Origin of the sequence: Rhodococcus sp. NPDC060086 (assembly GCF_042730275.1) — a bacterium.
Taxonomy (GTDB): Bacteria; Actinomycetota; Actinomycetes; order Mycobacteriales; family Mycobacteriaceae; genus Rhodococcus.
On record NZ_JBHWWZ010000037.1, the window covers coordinates 38,453 to 48,625 of the forward strand.

Genomic DNA, 10,173 nt, shown 5'->3' on the forward strand with positions numbered 1-10,173 from the left:
GCGTGCGCGAATCCGGCGCGGCGGCGTGGGTCAACCCGCTGCGAGACAGCAGAGACCGTCGACTTCCCCGCATTGCCGGGCCGTGTGCGCTGGTGATCTTCGGTGTCACCGGCGACCTGGCCCGTCGGAAGCTGATGCCCGCGGTCTACGACCTGGCCAATCGAGGTCTGCTGCCGCCCGGATTCGCATTGGTCGGCTTCGCGCGGCGGGACTGGGTCGACGAGGACTTCGGCCAGGTCGTTCACGATGCGGTGCGCGACCATTCGCGCACCCCGTTCCGTGAAGAAGTCTGGCAGCGCCTCGCCGAAGGAATCCGTTTCGTGCAGGGCTCGTTCGACGACGACCGCGCCTTCGAGGAGTTGACGGCCACGCTCGAGAAACTCGACCGTGAACGCGGCACCGGCGGAAACCACGCGTTCTACCTGTCGGTGCCGCCCGCCGCGTTCCCCGTGGTGTGCGGGCAGCTGTCCCGCTCCGGGCTCGCCGAACCGCAGAACGGCGCATGGAGTCGTGTGGTGATCGAGAAGCCGTTCGGGCACGACGAGGAAAGTGCCCGCGACCTCAACTCCGTCGTCGGCGAGGTCTTCTCCGAGGATTCGGTGTTCCGCATCGACCACTACCTCGGTAAGGAAACGGTGCAGAACATCCTGGCGCTGCGTTTCGCGAACCAGCTGTTCGATCCGATCTGGAACGCCCACTACGTCGACCACGTACAGATCACGATGGCCGAGGACATCGGTCTCGGGGGCCGCGCGGGGTACTACGACGGGATCGGCGCAGCCCGCGATGTCATCCAGAACCACCTGCTGCAGTTGCTGGCCTTCACCGCGATGGAGGAACCCGTCAGCTTCGCGCCGTCTCAGCTGCGCGCCGAGAGGATCAAGGTTCTTTCCGCGACCCGTCTCGCCGAGCCGCTCGACGAGACCACCGCACGCGGCCAGTACACCGCGGGCTGGCAGGGCGGCGAACCGGTCGTGGGGTTGCTCGAGGAGAAGGGCTTCGCGACGGATTCGACGACGGAGACCTACGCCGCGATCACCCTCGAGGTCGACACTCGCCGGTGGGCGGGTGTGCCGTTCTATCTTCGCACGGGCAAACGGCTCGGTCGGCGTGTCACCGAGATCGCGGTGGTGTTCAAGCGCGCACCGCATCTGCCGTTCGACACCACCATGACGGAGGAACTCGGGCAGAACGCCCTCGTCATCCGGGTCCAGCCCGACGAAGGTGTCACGATGCGTTTCGGTTCCAAGGTGCCCGGCTCCGAGATGGAGGTGCGGGATGTGAACATGGACTTCAGCTACGGCCAGGCCTTCACGGTGTCGTCCCCCGAGGCCTACGAGCGGTTGCTGCTGGATGTACTGCTCGGCGAGCCGTCACTGTTCCCGGTGGACGAGGAAGTCGAATTGTCCTGGCGGATCCTCGATCCGGTGCTCGAGCATTGGGCGGAGTCGGGCCGTCCCGAAGGATACGAGTCGGGCACGTGGGGTCCGGCGAGCGGCGACGAGATGCTGCGCCGATCCGGCCGCGAATGGAGGCGACCGTGAGAGTCCAGTTGCGCGACACCTCCGCGGTGGATGTCAGCAAGAAGATCGTGGAATTGCGGCGCACGGGTGGCGTCGTCACCCAGGGCCGCGTGCTGACGTTGATCGTGTGTGCCGGAGACGCACGACGTCTCGAGGCGTCGATTTCCGCGGCGACCGACGCATCCCGCGAACATCCGTGTCGCGTCATCGTAATCGGCCGGGGACGTGCCGACGGCCCGCCGCGCCTCGATGCGGAGATCCGGGTCGCCGGCGAGGCCGGTGCATCCGAGGTGCTGATCCTGGCGTTGCACGGTGAGCTCGGCGACCATCAGGAGTCGGTCGTGGTTCCGTTCCTGCTTCCGGATACCCCGGTGGTCGTGTGGTGGCCGAATCAGGCCCCTGCCGTGCCGGCCCGGGATCCGGTCGGGAAACTCGCGGTGCGGCGCATCACCGACGCCACCAACGCGATCGATCCGCGCTCCGACATCGTGGGACGGCTGACCGGGTACAAGCCCGGCGACACCGACCTGGCGTGGGCCCGGATCACGTATTGGCGTGCGCTGCTCGTCGCCGCGTTGGACCAGCCGCCCCACGAGAAGGTGCTCTCGGCCAAGGTGTCCGGCCTGCACGGGGAGGTCGCGATCGATCTTCTGGCCGGATGGCTCGCGAGCCGGCTCGACTGCCCGGTGCAGCGCGCGGTGGGTGAACTTCGTGTCGAGCTGCACACCGAAACCCAGACGATCGTGCTCGATCGCCCGCAGGACGGTCGCGTGGCGACGTTGCAGCGCACCGACAAGCCCGACGCGCTGATCACTCTGGCACGCCGCGACTCTGCCGAATGTCTCGCAGAGGAACTGCGACGTCTCGATCCCGACGAAATCTACGAGGCCGCGCTGGCCGAACTGTCGAAGGTGGAATATGTCTGAGTTCGGTCCCGTGGAAGTCGCGAAGTTCGCCGATGCCGACGCGGTCGCGAAAGCTGCTGCGTCGAAGTTGGTCGAGGCGATCGTTGCCGCGCAGAGCGAGCGCGTGCAGGCATCGGTGGTCCTGACCGGCGGGGGTACCGGCATTGCGGTGCTCGAGCATGTCCGCCGAGCCCAGGGCGGAATCGACTGGTCGGCAGTGAACGTGTTCTTCGGCGACGAGCGGTTCCTGCCGTCCGGCCACTCCGACCGCAACGAGGTGCAGGCCCGTGCGGCCCTGCTCGATCTGGTGCCGATCGACCCTGCCCGTATTCACGCGATGCCCGCACTCGGTGAAGACGGGTGCACCACCCCCCAGGAGTCCGCTGCCCGGTACGCGAAGATGCTCGCGCAGCACTCCCCCGACGGCACCGTCCCCATCTTCGATGTGCACCTGCTCGGTATGGGCGGTGAAGGGCACGTCAATTCGTTGTTCCCACACACGGATGCGGTGCGCGAAGGCGACGAGTTCGTAGTCGGCCTCGACGATTCCCCGAAGCCTCCGCCGGCACGGGTGACGTTGACATTGCCGGCGGTGCGGCGGTCGCGGCAGGTGTGGTTGCTCGTCACCGGTGAAGCCAAGGCCGAGGCGGTGGCCGCCGCGGTCGGTGGTGCCGATCCGCACGAGATTCCGGCCGCGGGCGCGCGGGGTCGTGAGCGGACGGTGTGGTTCGTCGACCCTGCTGCGGCAGCGGACCTTCCGAAGTCCTGATTCTCCGGCCGGTTCTACGCTCCGCGGAAGCTCATGCGGTAGTCACGCGGACTGGTACCGGCAATACGCCGGAAGTGGTATCGGAAGGTTTCGGCGGCATCGAATCCGGTTGCGCGGCCGATTGCCTCGATCGGCCGGTCGGTGCGTTCGAGCAACGACATGGCCGTGCGAATACGCTGCCGGACAAGCCAGTCCAACGGCGAGAACCCGGTGTATGCCCGGAACCTCCGGTGTAGCGTGCGCGGCGATACGTTCGCTTCGTCGGCAAGTTCCTGGACCGTCCACGAGCGGCAGACGTCGTCGCCGACCGCGCCGAGCATGCGAGTGAAGGCGGGGTCGGCGCGCACCTGGATCCGGTCGACGTCGACGAATTGGGACTGGTCCGCGTGGCGATGCGGTGTCACGACCAGCCGCCTGGCGACGTCGTTGGCCCGCTCGACCCCGTGGTCGTCGCGAATGAGGGCGATGCTGAGGTCGAGGCCCGCGGATGCTCCGGCGCTGGTGAGAAAATTCCCGTCGCGCACGACGATGGCCGCGATATTCAGGTCGACAGCCGGAAATGCGGACCTCATGAGGTGCTCGTGCCGCCAGTGGGTCGTGGCCCGGCGACCGTCGAGGAGTCCGGCCTCGGCGAAGGCGAATGCACCGGTGCAGACCGACACCATGCGGGCGCCGCGTGTCGCGGCCGCGCGGAGCAGATCCGCCCACTCCGCACAGCGATCGCGATAGGGATCGCGGACGCCCGTCACGACGACGGTGTCGGCGGCGGCGATCGCGCCGATCGGGTATCGAGGGACGAGGGTGGCGCCGCTGATCGTGGTCACGCCCGTCTGTGGACCGCAGGTACGCAGCTCGTAGCCGAGCTCGGGCAACTCGGGCCACCGAAACCCCAGGGCTTCGACCACAGCGCCGTATTCGAGCAGAGTCATTCCGTCGTACACCGGAAGAGCCACCACATGCGACATGACCAGATCTTACCGATACATGACGTGACTGCCACTGTTGTCGGCGTGCCGACACTGGTGTGCTCAGAGCGTGACAGCGGTCAGGACCATCAAGGAGGCCAGTTCCATGCGGATCCATCCGATGATCTCGAATGTGCGCAACTTCTTCGCGGGTGTGGACGCCGCCACCCGCATTCGTCACGGTGTTCCCGTTCCGCCGACCCACCGCGCTCGCCCCGCACCGGTCACTACTCCTCCGGCCCGTTCCGATCCGTGTCGTCCTGACCCGACCGCGGCTGCGGCGTAGCTTCTGCCACATGCACGCAGCGCATCCGCGTCAGCGAACGCGGACTGCTCGTCGCGCGCAGTGCCCTCAGTGGCGATCTGGTCGGTACGCATCGCGCCGTTCGTGGATCCATGCGGCAGTCTCCTCACGTGGTTGCCGCGGCCTCTCGCCGCGAGATTTCCCTCTCGTCAAGTTCGACGCGGCGAAAGCCCGAACGGTTCCCTCCCCCGCCGAATACGTCACCGGAACCTTGATGCACTGCGCGACAATGGGTGAGTACGACATGCGACACGTGGGAGAGGAGCGTCACGATGAGCATCCCGACGACATTCCCCGGAGTAGTGCGGCCCGAGCGGGATTGCCCCGACGGATCGAACCTGGTGACGTTGCAGTACCAGCGGGCCGTCGTCCGCTCGCTCGGTGAGGTGTGGACCGCCCTGACCGACCCGGAATCCCTGTTGCACTGGTACGGCTCCTACACCGGCGATCCCACGACGGGATGGATCCGGCTGACGATGACCGACCAGCACGACAGCGCAACCACCGATGTACGGGTCGTGCGCTGCACTCCCCCGACGGGGTTCGTCGTCGACATCGACGGGTGGTTGCTCGAAGTGAGTTTGCATGCGGTCGGTCAGGTCACCACCGTCGAGTTCTCCCATCGGCATGTGCCACGATCCCAGGCCGGGGAGATCGGTCCGGGCTGGCAGTATTATCTGGACCGGCTCGAGGCCACTCTGCTCGGGTCCCGGCTTCCGCAGTGGGACGAATATCCGGATCTCGTCGACGAGTACCGGTGACCACTGGGACATCGCGACCGAGACACGACTACGGGGACGTCACTGCGCGGTGATCTCGCCGAGCTTCATCTCCAGGTACCGACGCTCCGGCGCGCTACCGGCGAGATCCAGCGCGCGCCGGTACAACTCGGCGGCCTCGACGTGGCGACCGAGTCGGTGCAGCAATTCGGCACGAGCCGCGGCGTACGGATGGTGATCACGCAATCTCGGTTCGTCGGCCAGATCCTCGAGCAGGATGAGTCCCGCAGCGGGACCGTCCCGCATCGCGACGGCCACCGCGCGGTTCAACGCGACGATCGGTGACGGCATCAGCGCACACAGCACGTCGTAGAGCGCGACGATCTGCGGCCAGTCGGTGTCGTCGGCTCGGTCCGATTCGTCGTGTACCGCCGCGATCGCGGCCTGCACGGCGTAGGGCCCGGGTCGGCCGCCCATCAACGCACCGGCCACGAGCCCAAGGCCTTCGTCGATCATCGGCCTGTCCCATCGGGTGCGGTCCTGGTCCGCGAGCAGCACCATCGCCCCCGAAGAGTCGGTGCGTGCCGCGCGCCGCGCGTGGATCAGCAGCATCAGTGCGAGTAGCCCGGCCGCCTCACGTTCCGAGGGCATCAGCCGGTGCAGGATCCGGGCGAGGCGGATCGCTTCCTCCGCGAGGTCGAGACGCAGCAGAGTGTCGCCGGCGCTCGCGGCGTAGCCCTCGGTGAAGATCGAGTACACCGCACCGAGCACCACCGGCAGCCGCTCGGGCAATTCGTCGGGCCGCGGCACACGGAACGGGATCCGCGCACCACGAATCTTGTTCTTCGCCCGCACGATCCGCTGTGCCATCGTCTTGTGCGGGACCAGGAAGGCTCGGGCGACCTCACCGGTGCTCAGTCCGGCGAGGCACCGCAGGATCAGCGCGATGCGGTCGTCCGGCGACAACGCCGGGTGCGCGCACGCGAAGAAGAGTTCGAGCCGGTCGTCGGGCAGGTCGCCCCCGGCCGGGATCGGACCGGGTTCGGATCGTTCGGACTCCACCGCGAGGATCGCCAGTCGAGCGGCGTAGGTGCGGTCGCGTCGCAGGCGATCCACCGCGCGCCGGCGCGCGGTGGTGAGCAGCCACGCGCCGGGCCGGTCCGGGACACCGTCCACCGGCCAGTGCCTCAGCGCCGATTCGACGGCTTCCGAGGCGACTTCCTCAGCGAGATCGAGGTCGCCGAACCGGTGGACGAGCGCCGCGAGCAGCCGTCCGTGTTCCTCCCGGAACACCGCCTCGACCCGCAGCGCGGTGTCGGCGGAGGTGCCCGGGTCGGTCACGGCTCTACGCCCCGAATTCGGCGATGGGTCGCACGACGACCCGGCCGCCGTCACGCGCCCCCGGGCAGCGTGCCGCCCATTCGAGTGCAACGTCGAGATCCGGGACGTCGATGACGTCGTATCCGCCGAGAACTTCACGACTTTCCGCGAACGGACCATCGGTGATACTGCGTTGGCCGTCGGCGTCGACCTGGACGGAGGTTGCCGTGACGAGGTCGTCGAGAGCATGCCCGGAGACGAAGACGCCCGACTCCTTCAATTCCTTGTCGTATCGTTGCCAGTCCTCGAAGTCGCAGGTGGGCTCGATGCCGGAGCCGGTATTTGCGTAGATCATCAACATGTACTTCACGGCTGATCTCCTGTGTGGGAATGTGCGGCCGGGTTGCCGTACATGATGACGACGATCGGACCCGCCTCGAATCGACACACCGCGCGAGGAACTTTCTGCGGGTGACTCAGCCGCTGTTGCGCAGTGCGGTGGCCAGTCCGTTCATGGTGAGCTGGATACCGCGCCTCACCTGATCGGTGTCCTCACCACCACGGTATCGACGCAACAACTCGACTTGCAGGTGGTTGAGCGGTTCGAGATACGGGAATCTGTTGTGCAACGACCGTTCCAACGCCGGATTGTCGGCGACCAAGGAGTCGTATCCGGTGATCTGCAGGTACATCCGCACGGTGCGTTCGTGTTCGGCGACGATCCGGCCGAACACTCGCTCCCGCAGCGCTTCGTCCTCCACGAGTTCCGAGTAGCGGGCCGCCAGCCCCAGATCGGATTTGGCCATGACCTGCGCCATGTTCGACAGCACGGACCGGAAGAACGGCCACCGGCGGTAGAGATCCTGCAGCGTCGCGAGCCGGTCGGGGTCGTCGCCGATCCATTCGGTGACGGCGCTGCCCGTGCCGTACCAGCCCGGCAGCATCACGCGGGACTGGGTCCAGGCCAGCACCCACGGGATGGCACGCAGGTCGGCGATCGCTGTCGTCGGTTTGCGAGAGGCCGGGCGGCTCCCGATGTTCAGATCACCGATCTCCGCGACGGGTGTCGAGGTGGTGAAGTACTCGACGAAGCCCGGGGTGTCGTGCACCAGATCACGGTAGGTGCGGTATGCGAGGTCGGCCAGCTCGTCGAAGACCTGGTACGCCGCGGGTGCGTCGGTGCCGAGACCTTCGACATCGAGGAGTGTGGATTCGAGTGTGGCCGCGACGAGCGCCTCGAGATTGCGGCGGGCCAGGATCGGATCGCGGTACTTCGCAGAGATCACCTCACCCTGTTCGGTCAGCCGCAGCGAACCGTTCACCGCACCCGGTGGCTGCGCGAGGATCGCGTCGTAGCTCGGTCCGCCGCCGCGGCCGACGGTGCCGCCCCGGCCGTGGAACAGTCGTAGCCGGATCCCGGTGGCGCGGGCCGCGTCCACCAGGTCGAGTTCGGCCCGGTACAGCGCCCAGTTCGCGGCAAGATAGCCGCCGTCCTTGTTCGAGTCCGAATAGCCGAGCATCACCTCCTGCACGCCGTCGTGGGCGTCGACGAGACTGCGAAACTCGGGGACGGCGAGCGCCGCGGTGAGGGTCGCTGCACCCCCACGCAGGTCCTCGATCGTTTCGAACAGCGGAATGACCTGCACGGTGCATCGCGGATAGCCGGCGTCGAGGTCGAGCAGGCCGACTTCCTTGAGTAGCACCTCCACTTCGAGCAGGTCCGATACGGACGTACACATGCTGATGATGTAGTGCTCGATCGCCGCGGGACCGATGCGGCGCACCGACGCTGCGGCGGCACGCAGGATGGCGAGTTCCTTCGAGGTTTCCTCGGTGAGGTGTGCCCGCGGAGTGGTCAGCGGACGTCGGACACGCAGTTCCGCGCCGAGCAGCGCAACCCGGGCGTCCTCGTCGAGTTCCCGGTAGCGGTCGGTCACGCCTGCCCAGGCGAGCAGTTCGGCGACGACGCGTTCGTGGACCTCCGAGTTCTGGCGCAGGTCCAGCGGGGCGAGGTGGAACCCGTACACCTCGACGGCGCCGCGGAGCCGGACGAGGCGGTCGTCGGCGATCACAGCACTGCCTGCGCCGCGCAGTGATGCGTCGAGGACTCCGAGGTCGGCGAGCAGCTGAGCCGGTGTCTCGTAGCCCGCGCGCCCGTCGTCGACGGTGTCCTCCAGTTCGATTCCAGGGTGTAGGCGCGCCGCGGTCGCGGAGAGGCGGCCGCGAATGCCGTGAATCGCGCGTCGGTACGGTTCGTCGCGGTGGGCGGGGTCGTCGTCGCCGGAGCCGTCCGCGAGCGCTCGCAGGTGTCCGGAGACCGGGGTGATCCGCTCGGACATCGACAGTTCGCGTTCGAGCGCGGCGAGTTCACCGAGGTGGTGGCGCAGGGCCGTGGCGCTCGCCCGGTCGCAGGCCGTCGCCACGACGTCGGCGTCGACGTTGGGGTTGCCGTCACGGTCGCCGCCGATCCACGACCCGGGTCGTACGAGCGGTTGGGTGAGGATCGCGGCATCGGGCCAGCGGCGTCGCAGTTCGCGGCGGACCTCGGTGTTGAGTTCGGGGACGACGTCGAACAGCGCGAGTTCGTAGTACCGCAGGCCGTTCTCGATCTCGTCGCTGATCCGTAGCCGGGACAGCCGGATCAACGCTGTCTGCCACAACGTCAGGATCTGGCGGTGCAGATCTTTCTCGAGCGCCTCACGAGCGTGCGGGTCGACGGTGTACTCGCGGCGACGCATGAGATCGGTGACGGCGGTCTGCACGTCGAAGACGGTGCGTCGGCGGGTTTCGGTGGGATGCGCGGTGACGACGGGAGCGACGAGCGCGGCGGCCAGTGCATCAGCGACGGTGTCGGGGTCTAGAGAGGCCGCGTCGAGTCGTGCGTAGGTCGCGGCGAGCGAGCTGTCCGGCGACGGGTCGCCTGCGTGCACGTGGACGGCGCGGCGCCGTTCGCGGTGAAGGTCTTCGGCAAGGTTCGCCAGCAGTGCGAAGTGACTGAACGCGCGCACCACCGGGATGGCATCGGCGGTGGGGACAGCGGCGAGGCGCGCGGCCAGCTCGGGACGTTCCAGCTCGGAACGCCGGATCTGGAAACTGGCGACACGCGCAGCTTCGACGAGATCGAAGATCTCGTCGCCCGCGTGTTCTCGGACGACGGTGCCGAGCATGCCGCCGAGAAGTCGGATGTCGTCGCGAAGAGGTTCTGTGGCCGAGGCCGGAGCGGTGTCGGTCATGCGCCCAGTATCCGGGGCCGGTGGCCGCTCCGCGACCGCTACAGCGTCAGCTGAACTTGATCTGCAGCCCGATGCCGAGGATCGAGACGACCCAGATGATGCCGACGAACAGGGTCACCCGGTCGAGGTTCTTCTCCGCGACGGTCGAACCGGACAGGCTCGACTGGACTCCGCCGCCGAACAGGCTCGACAGGCCGCCGCCCTTGGCGCGGTGCAGCAGCACCAGCAGGATCAGCAGGAGGCTGGTGGCGATCAGCAGGATGTCCAGGAACAGTTCCATGTCGGTGTGCGGTGTCCTTCGGCTGGTGGATGACGTCGGCCGTCAGCTTACCCGGTGATCGGATCCGCGCGGTTTCGTGGCTCCCGCCGTCGGCCGAGTGGCCGATCCGCGAACTGAGGGACATCGACTGTGGGGCGCAGGATCCGTTCGGATCC

The 10,173-nt window shown here is 67.6% G+C and carries 9 protein-coding genes; 4 read left to right on the plus strand and 5 right to left on the minus strand.

Annotated features, from left to right (window positions below; translation table 11 throughout):
• The first annotated feature begins 2 nt into the window (after positions 1-2).
• The 3 genes from zwf to pgl are packed head-to-tail and all read left to right on the plus strand — an operon-like array spanning position 3 to position 3,197.
• A complete protein-coding gene (gene zwf, locus ACFWB0_RS18750; RefSeq protein WP_378491967.1) occupies positions 3-1,544 on the plus strand; it encodes a glucose-6-phosphate dehydrogenase in 1,542 nt (513 codons plus the stop codon).
• Positions 1,541-2,449, plus strand: a complete 909-nt coding sequence (gene opcA, locus ACFWB0_RS18755; protein WP_378491968.1) for a glucose-6-phosphate dehydrogenase assembly protein OpcA — start codon at positions 1,541-1,543, stop codon at positions 2,447-2,449. The genes zwf and opcA overlap by 4 nt, the downstream gene beginning before the upstream one ends.
• Positions 2,442-3,197 carry a 6-phosphogluconolactonase gene (gene pgl, locus ACFWB0_RS18760; protein ID WP_378491969.1) on the plus strand — a complete coding sequence of 252 codons (756 nt, stop codon included), beginning with the start codon at positions 2,442-2,444 and terminating at the stop codon, positions 3,195-3,197. The genes opcA and pgl overlap by 8 nt, the downstream gene beginning before the upstream one ends.
• 14 nt (positions 3,198-3,211) lie before the next feature.
• Here the strand turns inward: pgl and ACFWB0_RS18765 are convergent, their stop codons facing one another.
• The gene (locus ACFWB0_RS18765) at positions 3,212-4,162 is read right to left on the minus strand and encodes a GlxA family transcriptional regulator (RefSeq protein ID WP_378491970.1); all 951 of its coding nucleotides are present in this window, start codon (positions 4,160-4,162) and stop codon (positions 3,212-3,214) included.
• A 576-nt stretch (positions 4,163-4,738) separates the two neighbouring features.
• Between ACFWB0_RS18765 and ACFWB0_RS18770 the strand changes: the two genes are divergently transcribed.
• Positions 4,739-5,227: an SRPBCC domain-containing protein gene (locus tag ACFWB0_RS18770; RefSeq protein WP_378491971.1), complete on the plus strand. Its 489-nt coding sequence runs from the start codon at positions 4,739-4,741 to the stop codon at positions 5,225-5,227.
• A 39-nt stretch (positions 5,228-5,266) separates the two neighbouring features.
• Here ACFWB0_RS18770 and ACFWB0_RS18775 read toward each other — a convergent pair whose 3' ends face one another.
• The 4 genes from ACFWB0_RS18775 to secG all read right to left on the minus strand — a co-directional run bounded on the left by ACFWB0_RS18775 (position 5,267) and on the right by secG (position 10,018).
• Positions 5,267-6,526, minus strand: a complete 1,260-nt coding sequence (locus tag ACFWB0_RS18775; protein WP_378491972.1) for an RNA polymerase sigma factor — start codon at positions 6,524-6,526, stop codon at positions 5,267-5,269.
• A 4-nt stretch (positions 6,527-6,530) separates the two neighbouring features.
• Positions 6,531-6,875: a YciI family protein gene (locus ACFWB0_RS18780; RefSeq protein ID WP_378491973.1), complete on the minus strand. Its 345-nt coding sequence runs from the start codon at positions 6,873-6,875 to the stop codon at positions 6,531-6,533.
• A gap of 106 nt (positions 6,876-6,981) precedes the next feature.
• Positions 6,982-9,738, minus strand: a complete 2,757-nt coding sequence (ppc, locus tag ACFWB0_RS18785; RefSeq protein ID WP_378491974.1) for a phosphoenolpyruvate carboxylase — start codon at positions 9,736-9,738, stop codon at positions 6,982-6,984.
• A 46-nt stretch (positions 9,739-9,784) separates the two neighbouring features.
• Positions 9,785-10,018, minus strand: a complete 234-nt coding sequence (gene secG / locus ACFWB0_RS18790) for a preprotein translocase subunit SecG (RefSeq protein ID WP_378491975.1) — start codon at positions 10,016-10,018, stop codon at positions 9,785-9,787.
• Positions 10,019-10,173: the final 155 nt, after the last annotated feature.

Excerpts from the sequence above, each read along its gene's own strand:
- ACFWB0_RS18770 (WP_378491971.1), top strand. The coding sequence starts at position 4,739 with ATGAGCATCCCGACGACATTCCCCGGAGTAGTGCGGCCCGAGCGGGAT.
- ACFWB0_RS18765 (WP_378491970.1), bottom strand. The coding sequence starts at position 4,162 with ATGTCGCATGTGGTGGCTCTTCCGGTGTACGACGGAATGACTCTGCTC.
- ppc (WP_378491974.1), bottom strand. The coding sequence starts at position 9,738 with ATGACCGACACCGCTCCGGCCTCGGCCACAGAACCTCTTCGCGACGAC.
- pgl (WP_378491969.1), top strand. The coding sequence starts at position 2,442 with ATGTCTGAGTTCGGTCCCGTGGAAGTCGCGAAGTTCGCCGATGCCGAC.
- secG (WP_378491975.1), bottom strand. The coding sequence starts at position 10,018 with ATGGAACTGTTCCTGGACATCCTGCTGATCGCCACCAGCCTCCTGCTG.